Annotated in this window: 16 protein-coding genes; 8 read left to right on the forward strand and 8 right to left on the reverse strand. The window is 67.1% G+C overall.

Annotated features, from left to right (window positions below; translation table 11 throughout):
* Positions 1-21 precede the first annotated feature (21 nt).
* Positions 22-1,701 (reverse strand): 2-isopropylmalate synthase, encoded by a 1,680-nt coding sequence (leuA, locus tag OIN59_RS01420; RefSeq protein WP_274106365.1) that lies wholly within the window; start codon positions 1,699-1,701, stop codon positions 22-24.
* 426 nt (positions 1,702-2,127) lie between these two features.
* Between leuA and OIN59_RS01425 the strand changes: the two genes are divergently transcribed.
* A complete protein-coding gene (locus OIN59_RS01425; RefSeq protein WP_274106367.1) occupies positions 2,128-2,493 on the forward strand; it encodes a YciI family protein in 366 nt (121 codons plus the stop codon).
* 1 nt (position 2,494) lies between these two features.
* On the opposite strand, the gene OIN59_RS01430 is transcribed toward OIN59_RS01425, so the two are convergent.
* From OIN59_RS01430 to OIN59_RS01440, 3 genes are read right to left on the reverse strand one after another with little or no spacing between them, the layout of a single operon-like run.
* Complete coding sequence (locus OIN59_RS01430) at positions 2,495-4,411, reverse strand: putative bifunctional diguanylate cyclase/phosphodiesterase (RefSeq protein ID WP_274106369.1); 1,917 nt, start codon at positions 4,409-4,411, stop codon at positions 2,495-2,497.
* Positions 4,408-4,956: a YfiR family protein gene (locus tag OIN59_RS01435; protein ID WP_274106371.1), complete on the reverse strand. Its 549-nt coding sequence runs from the start codon at positions 4,954-4,956 to the stop codon at positions 4,408-4,410. The genes OIN59_RS01430 and OIN59_RS01435 overlap by 4 nt, the downstream gene beginning before the upstream one ends.
* A 3-nt stretch (positions 4,957-4,959) precedes the next feature.
* Positions 4,960-6,912, reverse strand: a complete 1,953-nt coding sequence (locus tag OIN59_RS01440) for a TonB-dependent receptor plug domain-containing protein (protein WP_274106373.1) — start codon at positions 6,910-6,912, stop codon at positions 4,960-4,962.
* Between the two features lie 404 nt (positions 6,913-7,316).
* Here OIN59_RS01440 and OIN59_RS01445 point away from each other — a divergent pair, with 404 nt between their 5' ends.
* The 5 genes from OIN59_RS01445 (at position 7,317) to OIN59_RS01465 (ending at position 10,695) form a co-directional block, all read left to right on the forward strand.
* Positions 7,317-7,733 carry a YciI family protein gene (locus OIN59_RS01445; protein WP_274106375.1) on the forward strand — a complete coding sequence of 139 codons (417 nt, stop codon included), beginning with the start codon at positions 7,317-7,319 and terminating at the stop codon, positions 7,731-7,733.
* A 26-nt stretch (positions 7,734-7,759) separates the two neighbouring features.
* A complete protein-coding gene (locus OIN59_RS01450) occupies positions 7,760-8,296 on the forward strand; it encodes an SRPBCC family protein (protein ID WP_274106377.1) in 537 nt (178 codons plus the stop codon).
* 76 nt (positions 8,297-8,372) lie between these two features.
* A complete protein-coding gene (locus OIN59_RS01455) occupies positions 8,373-8,780 on the forward strand; it encodes a VOC family protein (RefSeq protein WP_056056889.1) in 408 nt (135 codons plus the stop codon).
* Positions 8,781-8,826: 46 nt separating this feature from the next.
* On the forward strand, positions 8,827-10,119 hold the full coding sequence (locus OIN59_RS01460) for an RNA polymerase sigma factor (protein ID WP_274106380.1): 1,293 nt from the start codon (positions 8,827-8,829) through the stop codon (positions 10,117-10,119).
* Between the two features lie 48 nt (positions 10,120-10,167).
* A complete protein-coding gene (locus OIN59_RS01465; protein WP_274106382.1) occupies positions 10,168-10,695 on the forward strand; it encodes a GFA family protein in 528 nt (175 codons plus the stop codon).
* Positions 10,696-10,717: 22 nt separating this feature from the next.
* On the opposite strand, the gene OIN59_RS01470 is transcribed toward OIN59_RS01465, so the two are convergent.
* The 3 genes from OIN59_RS01470 to OIN59_RS01480 all read right to left on the reverse strand — a co-directional run bounded on the left by OIN59_RS01470 (position 10,718) and on the right by OIN59_RS01480 (position 12,135).
* Positions 10,718-11,215, reverse strand: coding sequence for a ribonuclease HI family protein (locus OIN59_RS01470; protein WP_274106384.1), 498 nt, complete (start codon positions 11,213-11,215; stop codon positions 10,718-10,720).
* Positions 11,212-11,475, reverse strand: coding sequence for a DUF3297 family protein (locus OIN59_RS01475; protein WP_015011863.1), 264 nt, complete (start codon positions 11,473-11,475; stop codon positions 11,212-11,214). Before OIN59_RS01475 ends, OIN59_RS01470 begins: the two co-directional genes overlap by 4 nt.
* A gap of 78 nt (positions 11,476-11,553) precedes the next feature.
* Positions 11,554-12,135 carry an NnrU family protein gene (locus tag OIN59_RS01480; RefSeq protein ID WP_056056885.1) on the reverse strand — a complete coding sequence of 194 codons (582 nt, stop codon included), beginning with the start codon at positions 12,133-12,135 and terminating at the stop codon, positions 11,554-11,556.
* Between the two features lie 161 nt (positions 12,136-12,296).
* On the opposite strand from OIN59_RS01480, the gene OIN59_RS01485 reads away from it, so the two are divergent.
* Positions 12,297-12,590: a TfoX/Sxy family protein gene (locus OIN59_RS01485; RefSeq protein WP_274106388.1), complete on the forward strand. Its 294-nt coding sequence runs from the start codon at positions 12,297-12,299 to the stop codon at positions 12,588-12,590.
* Between the two features lie 98 nt (positions 12,591-12,688).
* Here OIN59_RS01485 and OIN59_RS01490 read toward each other — a convergent pair whose 3' ends face one another.
* The gene (locus OIN59_RS01490) at positions 12,689-13,300 is read right to left on the reverse strand and encodes a 3'-5' exonuclease (protein ID WP_274106390.1); all 612 of its coding nucleotides are present in this window, start codon (positions 13,298-13,300) and stop codon (positions 12,689-12,691) included.
* Between the two features lie 146 nt (positions 13,301-13,446).
* Here OIN59_RS01490 and OIN59_RS01495 point away from each other — a divergent pair, with 146 nt between their 5' ends.
* Positions 13,447-14,856: a serine hydrolase domain-containing protein gene (locus OIN59_RS01495; protein ID WP_274106391.1), complete on the forward strand. Its 1,410-nt coding sequence runs from the start codon at positions 13,447-13,449 to the stop codon at positions 14,854-14,856.
* Positions 14,857-14,873: the final 17 nt, after the last annotated feature.

Raw genomic sequence — 14,873 nt, forward strand, 5'->3', positions numbered from 1 at the left:
GTTTTTAACAATGCACCGAGCTTACGCCATTGCCTCGGCTTGGGTCACTGTGCGCCGTGCCATCAAGCGATTGGCCACGTTCACGATGGCCAACACCGAGGCCGTCACGATGTTGTGGCTGGCGCCCGCGCCAAAGGTGGAGCCCGCCACGCCGTCCATGGCGGCTTCCACAATGGCCATTGCTTGGGCGTTGGCGCCCGTGCCGGTGGCACGTTCCTCGTAGTGATCGACGCGCAGCGGCAGGCCGAGGGCATCCACCGTGGCGGCGATGGGTCCGTTGCCCTGGCCGCGCAAATGCTGGCGCATGTCGTCGATGGTCACATCCAGCTCGATGCCCTGGCCGTCCTCATCGATTTTGTGGCCGTGGCAGACGATGGAGGGTTGTGCGGGCGCCTGGATGTAGGTGGCCTGGAACAGGCTCCACAGCGCGTCGCCCGTCATCTCGCTTTCGCTCGCGTCGGTCTGGCGCTGCACCACAGCGCTGAACTCCACCTGCATGCGGCGCGGCATCACCACGCCATGCTCACGTTCGAGCAAGAAGGCAATGCCGCCCTTGCCCGACTGGCTGTTCACGCGGATCACGCTGTCGTAGGTGCGGCCGAGGTCGGCCGGGTCGATGGGCAAATACGGCACTTCCCACAGCGCGTTCGGGTCCTGCGCGGCAAAGCCCTTCTTGATCGCATCCTGGTGCGATCCCGAGAACGCGGTGAACACCAGGTCGCCCGCATAGGGGTGGCGCGGGTGCACGGGCAGCGAGGTGCATTCTTCTGCGATGCGCGCGACCGACGTGATGTCCGAAAAGTCGAGGTCCGGGTGCACGCCCTGCGTGTACAGGTTGAGCGCCAGGGTCACGATGTCCACGTTGCCGCAGCGCTCGCCGTTGCCGAAGAGGCAGCCTTCCACGCGGTCGGCACCGGCCATCATTGCCAGCTCTGCCGCCGCCACGCCCGTGCCTCGGTCGTTGTGCGGGTGCACCGACAGCACGATGTGCTCGCGTGGCGACAAGTGGCGGTCCATCCACTCGATCTGGTCGGCAAACACGTTGGGCGTGGCGTTCTCCACCGTGGTGGGCAGGTTGATGATGATGGGGCGGCCGGGGCCCGCGTTCCATGCGGCGATGGCTGTCTGGCAGGCCTTGAGAGACACGCTGAGCTCGGTGGCGCTGAAGGTCTCGGGCGAATACTGCAAGGTCCATTGCGTGGCAGGCTGCGCGTCGGTGAGCTGCTTGAGGTAGCCCACGTGGTGCGCGATGAGCTGCATCACCTGCGTCACGTTCATGCCAAACACAATGCGCCGCCATGCGGGCGCGGTGGCGTTGTAGAGGTGCACGATGGCGCGCGGTGCGCCCTGGACGGCCTCTACGGTGCGCGCAATCAGGTCTTCGCGCGACTGGGTCATGACCATGATGGTCACGTCGTCGGGGATCAGGTTTTCATCGATGAGGCGGCGCACAAAGTCAAAGTCGATTTGTGACGCGGCGGGAAAGCCGACCTCGATCTCCTTGAAGCCGATGCGCACCAGCTCATGAAAGAGCTTCATCTTGCGCTCGCCGTTCATGGGCTCGAACAGCGCCTGGTTGCCGTCGCGCAGGTCGGTGGAGAGCCACACGGGCGCGTGGGTGATGCTGCGGTTGGGCCATTGGCGGTCGGTCAATGCCACCGGGGCAATGGGCTGGTATTTGGTAGCGGGCTTGGCAATCATGAGAGGCTCCACGAACGGTGTGTGCGGCGCGCCGGAAAGAAAAATGCGCGGTGCACAGGTCAAACGAAATCAAAAACGAATGACATCCCCTGCAGCCCTTTGCGTGTGCAAAGGCTGGTTCGCGGGCCGGGGTCAGGGGGAGATCAGGTGTTGCGCAGAACGGCAACGGTGGCGAACGCAGGCAGACCCCGGCCAGGCACTAGGCCTAGCGATAGGGTGGGTAGGAGCATGCTGCGTTGCATAGGGGGTCGAAGATAGCACAGGCCTGCTGCCGGGCGCAACAATTTGCATGAAATCTGCCTATGGTGCCCGTGGTATATGCGCTATTAGCTATAAAAACAATAGCGAATGCGGCTGGTAGCATGGCGGGCTTGCAGGCCTGTGCCGGTGGTGGCTGGCACGATTGGCCCCGATTCAGGAGACCCCATGCCGTATTTGTTGCTCATCATGGAACCCCACGGCCAGCGCGCCGAGCGGGGCCTGGCCGGAGGCCAGGAGGCCTATGCCCGCATGCAGCGTTTTGGCGCAGGATTGCAGGCCCGGGGCCTGCTGCGCGCCAGCGAGTCGCTGGCCTCGACCGAGCAGGCGGTGCGGCTGCAGGTGCGCGAAGGGCAGACCCGTCTCACCGACGGGCCGTTTGCCGAGACCAAGGAAATGGTGGGCGGCTTTTTTCTCATCGACTGCGCTACGCGCGACGAGGCCATTGCCATCGCTCGCGAATGCCCGGCCGCCGAGTGGGCCACCGTGGAGGTGCGCGAGCTGGCGCCCTGCTACCACGGCGCGATGGGCTGAATCAGGCCGACGTGCATGCCTGCAGCGCGAGAAACTGCGGCGCAGGCATGGGGCGTGCAAGCACATAGCCCTGCAGTACATCGCAGCCTTGCTGCACCAGATAGTCGGCCTGCTCCTGCGTTTCCACCCCCTCGGCGGTCACGTGCAGCCCCAGGCCGTGTGCCAGCGCCACGATGGCGGTGACGATAGCTCGGCTGTGTTCCTGCCCCGGCAGGTCTTTGACAAAGCTGCGGTCGATCTTCAGGCGCCGCATGGGCAGCTGGCGCAGGTACGCCAGGGACGAGTAGCCCGTGCCGAAGTCATCGATGGCCAGGTGAATGCCCAGCTGGCTCAGCCGGTGCAGCGTGTGTGCGCCGGCCTCCATGTTTTCCATCAGCACGGTTTCGGTCAGCTCGATTTCGAGCTGGTGCGCGGGCAGGCCTTCTTCGCGCAGGATGTCCATCACGCGCTCCAGGAACTGCGGGTCGCCCAGCTGCCGTGCCGAGATGTTCACGGCCACGCGCAGCGGCTTGCCGCCTTTCCACCCTGCGGCGTCACGGCAGGCGGTGCGCATCACCCAGTAGCCCAGCGGCGCGATGAGGCCGCAGTCCTCGGCCACCGACACGGCCTCAAGTGGCGACACGGAACCCAGCTCTGGATGCGTCCACCGTAGCAGGGCCTCGGCGCCCACCATGGACCGGTCGCTGGCGGCAAACAGCGGCTGGTAGTGCAGCGCCAGCCCGGTGCCGTGCTCCAGCTCGGCACGCAGCGCCTGCTCGATGGCCTGGCGCCGCACCACGGCCAGGTTCATCGAGGCGTCAAAGCGTACCCAGCGGTTCTTGCCCATCTCCTTGGCGCGGTACATGGCGGTGTCTGCATTGCTCACCAGTGCGTCCATGTCCAGGGCATCGTCAGGAAACGTGGCAATGCCTGCGCTGCAGGTCACGTTCACTTGCTGGCCGACTTCGGTGTAGGCGGCCTGGAAGACGCTCACGATGCGCTGCGCGTATTTCTCCAGCGCGGCGTCATCCATGTCCAGCCGCAGGATCAGCGCAAACTCGTCGCCTCCCAGGCGCGAGATGGTGTCGGTGCCGCGCACCACGGACCGCAAACGCCGGGCCACCTGGCGCAACAAGCCATCCCCGGCTGCGTGGCCGAAGGTGTCGTTGAGCGTCTTGAAGTTGTCCAGGTCGATATACACCAGCCCCACCCGATAGTCCGCATTGCGTGCGTTTTGCAGCTCCGCGGCCAGCTGCTCGTTGAACGCGTGCCGGTTGCCCGTGCCGGTGACGGCGTCGGTGTGGGCCAGAGTGTGCAGGCGGTTTTCAGCCTCGCGCACGGCGGCGCGGCTGCGCAGCACCATGGCCGCAGCCATGGCCATCACACAAATGGCGATCAACAACGCTGTGGCAAACCGGATGCCCAGGCGCATGTACACCGCAGCCATCGACTTGCGGATGTACAACGTTCCCCAGGTGGTGGTAGACGCCTCAATGGGTCGGGCGATCTCCAGAATGCGCCACCCTGCGCGCTCCGCCTCGCCATCCAGGCCTATCGCGCGCAACGTGGTGGGAAAGTCCGGGTCGCGCCCGCGCGCATAGTGCGCAAACAGTACGCCGTCCTTGTCGTACACCCCGGCGCTGATCACCATGGACGATGACCGCAGCGCGCCCAGCATTTCGTTGGCGGTGCTGGTGTCGCGGAACACCACGGCCGCAGAGATGTTGTCGGCCACGATGGCGGCTTCCACCCGGCTGTCTTGCAGCATGGACGCGCGGGTGCTCCAGTAGTCCACGCCGGTGAGCGCCAGCACCACGGTCAGCAGCGCCAGACCTGCGGCCAGGATGCCGGTGACCACCAGGCGCGATGACAGCAGGGCATGCGCTGCCGGGCTTGCTGATGCTGCTGCGGCGGCGGCTTTGGTAAGGCGCTTTTTCATCGGCCCCCCTTGGCCAGCCGCAGCAGCCGCGAGCTGATGATGAGCCCGGCCTTGGTGGCCGCGTCGGGGCTGATGCCAAACACCACGCGCCCCTCCTGCTGGGCCAGGGCGATGACGATTTCGGGGTTCACAAAGGTGATGTCATCCGACACGGTGAGGATGCCGTGTGACGCAGGCAGGGTGCGCAACACCCGCAGCACAGGCTCCACTTCGGCGTTGTGGACGATGACCACGCGGCAGCCGCGAATCGCCTGGAGGTCCAGCAACCGCACACGCACGGTGCGGTCCTTGGTGGCCTGTTTGCCATCCAGTGCGGCCAGGGAGCGCTTGAGCGGGCTGAAGGCTGACACACACACGGTCACCTCATTGCCGGGCGTGCCGTCGCTGTCAGGCCAATCGATGAACTGGATGAAGTTGAAAACGTAGGCGGCCTTGAGGTCCAGGTCGGCCACGGGCTCATTGGCGCGGGCAACACTGGTGCCCACCCCGCACGCCACCCACCAGCAGATCGCTAGCAGCGTGCGCAATCGCGGGATATAGGCCATGGTTCAAAACGCGTAGGTCAGCTTGACGCGGTAGGTCCGTCCGTCCTGCCGGATCGCATCTTCCCGCACTTCAAACGAAGCTGGGTCGGCGTACCGGCGGTTGAACAAGTTGTACACCCCCAGCGATACATCCACGTCCGCGATGCGCGTGGAATAGGTCAGGTGGGTCAGCACATGTCCGGGAAGGCGGGCATTGAGCACCGTGTTGCGCGGGCCGATGCCGATGGCCTCGATGGCGTAACGGCCCGGGTTCCAGCCCCAGCCTGCAGGGGCGTGCAGCACGTCGGACCACTGGAGCTTGAGCAGGTGCCGGGGGGAGTTGGTCAGCTCCCCGTCCATGGACGGGTCCCGCGCCTTCTGCCACCCATAGGCCACGCGCAGGCGCCGCCCGCCCGCCCAGCGTTGTTCAGCCTCAGCTTCCAGACCATGCACCTTGACCCTGCGGGTGTTGTTGAAGGTGAGCCGGTCTGATTGATTCGCGCTGTCCAGCGAGATCAGGTTGCTCACCCCCGACCGGAAGGCGGTCAACAGCAGGCGCGTGGTCCCGGTGGGTGCGTGTTCCACGGCCAGTTCGGTGGTGCGCACGCGCTCGGACCGGAGGTTGGCGGTATCCACCACGCCGCCGGGCAGGTCCACGCGGTAGTCGCGTTCATAGGCGTTGGGCGGCCGGTAGGCCGTGCCATGCAGCAGCTTGACCGCGGTGGCAGCGTTCCACCAGTACACCAGCCCCAGGCGAGGGTGCAGGGCGCCCGTGCTGCCCGACTGCTGCCCCCAGCGCAGGCCGGTGTGCAGCGTGAGGTCGGGGCGCAGCGCAAACTCGTCCTGCACATAGACGCCCAGCACATTGCCCTGGCGGCGTGTATCGAGGTACTGGGCGGGTGGGTCCAGGTCGTCGTTGCGTTGCGTGATGTGCGTGTCGCGCCGGTAGTCCAGACCCCAGGACAGCTTGTGGCGCTCAAAGGCCGTACTCACCCATTGCCACTCAGTGCCCCACCACTGCCCTGTGCCCACGTCGCGGTTCACCGTCACGGGCGGGTAGTCGTACACGTAGTCGCCCACATACTGGTAGCGCCCGGCATGCAGGCGCGCGGTGAAGGCCAGTGTGGGCTGCCACTGCGCGGCGTATTCGGCGGCCACGCGGGTGCTGGTGTCGGTGTACCGCGAGCGTGGGTCGTTGAAGACCTGCGAGAACGCAGCGGTCGGAACGCCCTTGGTGCGCTCGCCATGGGCCAGCGTGAGCGTCAGCCCATCGCGTCGCATGCGTGCGAACAACTGGGTGCTGCGGTCATAGTCCAGGCCCTGTGCCACACCCTGGTTGCTGGTGGGTGCATCGAACGCGGGGTAGTACTGGTCTGCTCCGCGCGTGGTGGACCGCGTGGCCGCGAGCAGCCAGTCGCCCCCCTGCGCATCGACAGTGCCTACGGAAAAACGCAGCTTGGCGTAGCCATGGCTGCCGGCCTCCGCGCTGACCTGGGGCCCGCCCAGATGGCGGCCGTCGCGGGTGATGACATTGACCACGCCAAAGAAGGCATTGGCCCCATACACCGCCGACCCCGGGCCGGGCACAAACTCCACCCGTTCCACCAGGTCCAGGTCAATCGGAAAGTCCGTGCCGATGCTCGCTTGGTCGTAGAGGTTGTCGTTGAAGCGCACGCCGTTGACCAGCAGGAGCACCCGCGTGTTGTAGTCGCCCGGTGTGGCAAAACCTCGCGTGCCCAGATAGTGGTAGCTGCGGTCGTACGACACATACAGCCCGCGCATGCTGGCCAGCACATCGGCCAGCGTGCGGTAGCCAAACAGCTGGATGTCATCGGCCGTGACCACGCTCACGGCCGCAGGGGCCTCCAGGGCCGTCTGTGTATACCGGCTGGCCGTCGTGACCTGCATCTGCATGAGCTGCTCCAGCGGCAGGTCGGCCATGGCGGCGATGTGGGACTGCGCGTGGGCCGTTGCCATGCCGACGCACAAGCCCAGCGCCACCCACCTGCGGGGTGGTCGCTGTTGATGTGTCGGTCCTCGTTTCATGGAAAAAGCGCTGCGGGTAGCTGGCGATGGTCGCCGTGGGGGACATGTGATCCGGTCACTTTACGACCGGACTCTTGAGAACGAGGGGAAATTTTTACAAATTGTATCAATTAAGGGGTGCAAAAACCAAGTGCTGCCGTTTCGGCGTCTCCCCACGAGGGCTCTGCCCCTCTCCGTGCGCGAATCACCCGAGGGCAGGTGTTAACCCTAGGCGGCTTAGATATGCACACCCAGATGTCGATTTCGGCCGCTCCCGTTCGTCGTCGTAGTGAAGCAACCGGCAAGGACCGCTGGCATTTCACTTTCACGCCTTTCAATACCCCAAGGAGAACCCCATGCGCTTCATGATCATCATCCAGGCCACCGCCGAATCCGAACAAGGCTGCATGCCGACTGCAGCCCTGATGACCGCGATGGCCCGCTACCACGAAGAACTGGCGCGCGCAGGCGTGTTGCTTGACGCCAGTGGCCTGCAGCCCTCCTCCAAGGGCTGGCGCGTGGGCTACGGCGCCAGTGGCACCCGCACCGTCACCGACGGCCCGTTCACCGAGACCAAGGAGCTGATTGCGGGCTACACCCTGATCCAGGTGCGCAGCCGCGACGAAGCGCTGGAATGGACCCGCCGCTTTCCCAATCCACGCGGCGAGGGCCTGGATGCCGAGATCGAAGTGCGCCAGCTCTATGAGATGGAGGACTTTGCCGGGGTCGATGGTGTCGAGCAGTTCCGCGACCTCGAAGCCCTGCGCGGCTGATGCCCAGCGTGAAGGACAACATCCCCATGATCAAGACCATCGCCCTCGTGCTGCTGGCGGCCCTGGCACTGCTGCTGGCGTTTGCCGCCACCCGCCCCGACACCTTCCGCGTAGAGCGCAGCCGCGTGATTGCGGCACCGCCCGAGCGCCTGTATGGACTCATCCACGACCTGCGCCAGTTCAACACCTGGAACCCTTACGAGCGCAAGGACCCGGCCATCCAGGGCGAATACAGCGCTACCACCACCGGCCCTGGCGCGCGCTACGCCTGGCGGGGCGACAAGGTGGGTGTGGGCAGCATGGAGATTGTGGAGGCCACTGCACCCCGGCGCGTGGGCATGAAGCTCGACTTTGTGAAGCCTTTTGAAGCGCACAACCAAGTGGAATTCACCTTGCAGCCCGAAGGCACCGGCGCCACCCGCGTCACCTGGGCCATGCAGGGCCCCGTGCCCTACCTGGCCAAGATCGCCCACCTGGTGTTCAACATGGACCGCATGGTAGGGCAGGACTTTGAGGATGGCCTGGCCAACCTGCAGGCGGTGGCGCAAAAGCCCGCAACGTGAATGCCGTCCACCGCCCCTCCACCTTTTGCCAAACGCTCCGTTTCCCATTACCGTCCTCACCCTTCAGGAGTCCGTCATGCACCAACAGATTTTTGTGAACCTGCCCATCGAGAACATGGCCCGCTCGCAGGCGTTCTTCCGCGCCCTGGGCTATGAATTCAACCCCCAGTTCACCAACGACCAGGGCGCCTGCCTGGTGGTGGGCGAGAACCTCTTCGTGATGCTGCTGGTCAAGAGCTTCTACCAAACCTTTACCGACAAAACGATTGCCGACGCACGCACCACGTCGGAGGTGCTGGTGTGCTTCTCGTGCAGCAGTCGCGAAGAGGTCGATGCGCTGGTGGACAAGGCCGTGGCCGCAGGCGGCACCACGCCACGCCCGGCGCAAGACCTGGGTTTCATGTACTCGCGCAGCTTTGACGACCTCGATGGTCACACCTGGGAGTTTGTGCACATGGTGGATGCCAGCAAGGCGCTGGGCTGAGAAGGTGTGAATGAATGCGCCGGATTCATTCACACCTCTTGATCGCGTGAACCCCTCTGCCCTGCCCGACCGCGATGCCCTGCACCGCAGCATCGACTCGGTGTGGCGCATCGAGGCCGCGCGCATCATTGCCAGCGTGGCGCGCATGACGCGCGACGTGGGCCGGGCCGAGGAGCTGGCGCAGGACGCCCTGCTGGCCGCGCTGGAGCACTGGCCCAAAGACGGCCTGCCCGCCAACCCGGCCGCGTGGCTCATGACCACCGCCAAGCGCCGCGCCATCGACCACCTGCGCCAGCAGGTGCTGCACCAGCGCGAGCACGAGGCCCTGGGCCGCGACCTCGAAGCGCTCGAAGCCCAGTACGCGCCCGATGTGGCGGACACCCTGATGCACGCCGAGCAGGACGACATTGGCGACGACCTGCTGCGCCTGATCTTCACCGCCTGCCACCCCGTGCTGCCCACCGAGGCGCGGGTGGCCCTCACGCTGCGGCTGCTGGGCGGCCTCACCACGGCCGAGATCGCGCGCGCCTTTCTGGTGCCCGAACCCACCGTGGCCCAGCGCATCGTGCGTGCCAAGCGCAGCCTCACGGCCGCGCAGGTGCCGTTTGAAGTGCCCGGGGCGGCCGACCGCGCGCCGCGCCTGGCCTCGGTGCTGGAGGTGATCTACCTCATCTTCAACGAAGGTTATGCCGCCACCGCGGGCGACGACTGGATGCGCCCCGCGCTGTGTGCCGAAGCCCAGCGCCTGGTGCGGGTGCTGGCCAGCCTGGCGCCCGACGAGCCCGAGGTGCAAGGCCTGGTGGCCCTGCTCGAAATCCAGGCCTCGCGCCTGCCCGCACGCACTGATGCACAAGGCCAGCCCGTGCTGCTCATGGACCAGGACCGCGCGCGCTGGGACCACCTCCTGGTGCGCCGGGGCCTGGCCGCCCTGGACAAGGCCGAGCAGCTCGCGCGCACCGGCAAGCCCTGGGGGCCGTATGCATTGCAGGGCGCCATCGCGGCCTGCCACGCACGCGCCCGGCAGGCGCAAGACACCGACTGGCCCCACATCGTGGCGCTGTACGACGCACTGCTGCAGGTGGCGCCCTCGCCCGTGGTGGCACTGAACCGTGCCGTGGCCGTGGGCATGGCCGAGGGGCCGGAGGCCGCGCTGGCGCTGGTCGATGCACTGGCCAGCGACCCCCTGCTGCGCCATTACCACTGGCTGCCCAGCGTGCGCGGCGACCTGTTGGCCAAGCTGGGCCGGGGAGATGAAGCGCGAGCCGAGTTCGAGCGCGCAGCCAGCCTCACCCGCAACGCGCAGGAAAAGGCGCTGCTGCTGGCCCGCGCCTGCGGCTGACGGCCGGTGTTGTGCCCACCCTCACCCCGCTGCAAGGACACCACCCTCATGCCCCACCCTGCCCCTGAGTACCCGCTGGAAGGCGGCTGCACTTGCCGCCATGTGCGCTACCGCCTGTTGGCTCCCCCACTGTTTGTGCACTGCTGCCACTGCCGCTGGTGCCAGCGCGAAAGTGGCGCTGCTTTTGCGCTGAACGCGATGATCGAGGCCGACCGTGTGGAACTGCTCGCAGGCACCCCGGCGATGGTGCACACCCCGTCAGAAAGTGGCCTGGGCCAGCAGATCGCGCGTTGCCCGCATTGCCAGGTGGCGGTCTGGAGTCACTACGCAGGCGCGGGGCCCGTCATGGCATTTGTGCGCGTGGGCACGCTGGATGCGCCTGACCACCTGCCGCCCGACATCCATATCTTCACGGCCTCGAAACAGCCCTGGGTGGTGTTGCCGCCGGGGATACCCGCCGTGGCGGAATATTACGAACGCGAGGGGTTGTGGCCTGCGCAAAGCATCGCCCGTCGCCAGGCGGTGCTGCCGCGCATCCAGGCCTACCGTGCGGCTGCAGGGCTCCACCCGGCCTGACGGCGTGTGCCGGGCGGGGGGCTCAGCGCCGGCGGCGCTTTTTGATGGTCTGGCCTTGCGGCGTAGCGGCCTTCGGTGCCAGCCCCAGGGCGGCGCGGGCCAGCGTATCGGCCGCGCCATTGCGGTGGCGGGGAATCCACTGGACCTGGGCTTGTGGGAACTGCCGCAGTGCCTGGTGTGCTTCTTCAAACAGCGTTGCCAGCCGCGCGATCGGTGCCGTGGGATGGCCGCCCAGCTGCTCCACCAGCACGCTGTTGTCGCTGAACACGTGCACTGGGGTTGATGTGGCAATGCCGTGCTGCGCAAGCCACTGCAGCGCCAACATCAGCGCGCGCAACTCGGCCTCGTTGTTGCAGCCGGTGAAGGTGGTGGCTTCGGAGATCTGGTGCCGCACGGTCCCGTCGGGGCCCGTCAGCAAGGCCCCCAGGCCCATGCGCCCCGGGTTGGGCCAGGCACTGCCGTCGCAGTGGATCACCCAGGCACCCGGGGCGAGCGGCGCGGCCGCCCGTGCAGCGGTCACTTGTAAAAAGCTTCGACCGTGCCCTTGATCTTGATGAGCAGCGGCTGGCCCTTGCGGTCCACCGTCTTGCCGGCGGGAACCTTCACCCAGCCTTCGCTGATGCAGTATTCCTCCACATCAAAACGCTCCTTGCCGTTGAGGCGGATGCCGATGTCGTGCTCGAACACGGCGGCCACATGGTGCGGGCTGCGGGGGTTGACCGACAGGTGGTCGGGCAGGGGCGGCAGGGCGGGGGTGTTGGGGGTGGTGGCTTCGGTCATAGAGGTCTCAGCGAGAAAGGAGAAAACGCAAAGCGCGGATTCTCCGGCATTTGGGGTGCTGGCCTTCCCAGCGTTCGATCATCGCCCCAGCGGCGCCACGCCGATCAGCCACGCATGGCCCCAGAACGCAAAGCCCGCCCAGGCCACTGCACCCACCACCACAGCCGCCGCCGTGCCTGCAGCGCTGCCTGCCGCGTACACGGTGCCCTGCGCCCGGTCGCGCTGGCGCGCGGCGCGAAAGCTCAGCGCCGCCCACAGCAAGAAGCTGCCAAACAGCAGCACGTCGGCCAGGTTGCCGTTGGACAGCAAATGCGCCAGCGCCCACACCTTCACGCCCAGCACCATGGGGTGGTGCAGCCGGGCCTGGAGGGCATTGCGCGGCACATAGGTGGCAGCGAGCAGCACAAAGGCGATCAGCGTCAGCAGCGCTGCGGCGTGCCGCATGCCGATGGGCGGCACCCACAGCACCACCGGCTGCTGCCGCGCCAGGCCATAGCCCCAGACGATGAATGCCAGGCCCACGGCCGACACCAGCGAATACAGCCCTTTCCACGGCATCTCGCCCAGGCGCGCCCGCGTCTGCGTGCGCCAGCCATCGGCCACGATGCGCACCGAGTGCACGCCTAGAAACAACACCAGTCCCAGTACCAGATACCCCATGGCCAAGCCTTTCTTGTCGTCTGAATCAACAGGGGCTGGCGCGCCGCCATCTGGCGGCGTGGCCCCTCGGTCTTGCTTGGGCGGATTATCGGCAGTGCGTGCCTGTGCCCTCGTCGTGTGGGGGCTTGCCGTGCCGGCTCCGCGCCGCCATCATGCCGCCCATGTCTGTCCGCCCGTTGCCCGACGCCTTTGAGCTACGCGCCCTGCCCAACCTGGGCCCGGCGTCCGAACGCATGCTGCACGCGGCGGGCATCCACACCCCCGCAGCGTTGCGTGCATTGGGCTCCGTGCCTGCTTTTGTGGCCGTGCGCCAGGCGGGGCAGCAACCCAGCCTCAACCTGCTGTGGGCGCTGGAGGGTGTGCTGAGCGGCCGGGACTGGAAAAGCGTGGCCCAGCAGGAACGCACCGCGCTGCTGATGCAGCTGGACGATCTGGAGAGCGGTCGCCAGCCCTGATTTCGAGCGAAAGCTGCCCCAGGCGCTAGTTAATAAAGCGCTGATAGCTATCAATTTGGTAGTCGTTTTGCTGCTGCATTGCCTGCACGCAGGTCGTGTCAGATCCCCGCATGCTGCGCCAGCAGCGCCCCCACCTTGGGCTTGGCGCAGCGCTGCAGCGTTTGCAGCAAGGCGTAGCTGGGCTCGGCCACCCGCCAGCGGGTGCGCAGGTCGTGCTGCATGCGGGCCAGCAGCGCAGCGGCCATCTCGGCATCGGCCAGCGCCCGGTGGGCCTGGCCAGTGCGCGGCAGGCCGTGGTAGTCCACCAGCGTGCCCAGCTTGTGGCTGGGCGCCTGCGGGTACAGGCGCCGCGACAGCAGCACCGTGCACGCAAACGGCTGCGGCGCGGGCATCCCGGCCAGGGCCAGTTCGGCCTGCCAGAACTTGCTGTCGAACGATGCGTTGTGCGCCACCATGGGCGCATCGCCCACAAAACGCGCGGCATCCTGCATCACCTGCGCCGCGTCGGGCGCGGCGTTCACCATCGCGTTGGTGATGCCGGTGAGCTGGGTGATGAAGGACGGAATCCACACCCCGGTTTTCATCAGGCTCTGGAACCGGTCCACCACCTGGCCACCTTCCAGCAGCACGATGGCCACCTCGGTCGCGCGCGCGCCCTGGCCGGGCGAGACGCCGGTGGTTTCAAAGTCGATGACGGCGATGGGGGGCATGGGCTTGCGTGCGAAAAGGAAGGATTGTGCCGCCGCACCTGCCCGCCATCCTGTGCGCCCTGCGGGCCTGTGTGTCCAACTGCCTATCCAGGAGTGTGGCCTACACTGCCCCACCCCGTTTCTGGATGCATGGAGCCGAGCAACCCATGAAGAACCACACCACCCAACCCGCCTGGCTCCACGCCGCCCTGGACTACCTGCCGCAGTGGCTGGACCTGCAACTGGAGCGCTACCGCCAGCCCGGGTGTTCCGTGGCCATTGCACGCGGCGGCGAGACCGTGGCAGAGCTGGCCCTGGGCGTGGCCGACATGCGCACCCACCTACCCCTCACGCCCCGGCACCGCCTGCGCATCGCGTCGCACTCCAAGAGCTTTACGGCAGCGGGCGTCATGCTGCTGCGCGAGCAGGGAAAGGTCGGGCTCGACGACCCCATTGGCCGCTATGTCGATGGCCTGCACAAGGACCTGGCCCGGGCGCGCATTGGCGAGCTGCTCTCGCACAGCGCGGGCGTGACGCGCGACGGGCCCGATGCCGGCCAGTTCCTCGACCGGCGGCCGTATCTCTCCCGCGCCGAGCTGCTGGCGGATCTGCGCCACAAGCCGCCGCTGGAGACGGGGGTGCAGCTCAAGTACTCGAACCACGGCTACGGCCTGCTGGGGCTGATGATGGAGCAGGTCACCGGCACGGAGTACGCCAGCTGGATGGTGCGCCACGTGATCGATGCTGCGGGCCTGCAGGAAACCGTGCCCGACATGCCGCGCCTGGCCCGGGGCGCCCCGATGGCCGTGGGCCACAGCAGCGAGTTTCCGTTCGGCCAGCGCCTCATCGTGCCGGGCGACAACCGGTGCGACGCCATGGCCCCGGCGGCCGGGTTTGTGTCCACCGCGTCGGATGTGGCCCGCTTCTTTTCGCAGCTGGCGCCAGACAGCCAGCGCAGCATCCTGTCGCCCGCCAGCCGCCGCGAGATGGCGCAGCGCCGCTGGCGCGACCCCTGCAACCTGTTCGAGTCCCACTACGGCCTGGGCACCATGCTCAGCGCGCCGGGCCCGCGTGAATGGATGGGCCACACCGGCAGCCTGCAAGGGTTCCTGTCACGCACCGCGCGCTACCCCGCGCTCGACTTGACGGTGACGGTGCTCACCAACGCGCAGGACGGCCTGTCCACCGAGTGGGTGGAAGGCATTGCCAGCATCCTGTTCGCGTTCCAGCAGCATGGTGCGCCGGGCAAAAAGGAAGCCGCCTGGGCGGGGCGCTGGTGGAGCCTGTGGGGCGCCAGCGACCTGGTGCCCATGGGCAAGGTGGTGCCCGCCATGTTCGTGCCGTTCAACGCCGCCACCACGGAGCTGGCCATCACCGGGCGCGACACCGGCGTGGTCCAGAAAGCCTCGGCCTATGCCAGCCCCGGCCAGCCGGTGCGCCGCGTGCGCGATGCCAGCGGCACCGCCACCGAGCTGTGGGTGGGCGGCACCCAGCTGTTGCCCAAGGACGCCATGGTGGCCGAGGCCACCCGTCGCTATCGCAAGGCGCGCCCGCGTCGCAGTGGTCCATCAAAGTGACGGATGCGCTCGGGGCA

This window comes from Acidovorax benzenivorans (assembly GCF_028680575.1).
Classification (GTDB): domain Bacteria; phylum Pseudomonadota; class Gammaproteobacteria; order Burkholderiales; family Burkholderiaceae_C; genus Acidovorax; species Acidovorax benzenivorans.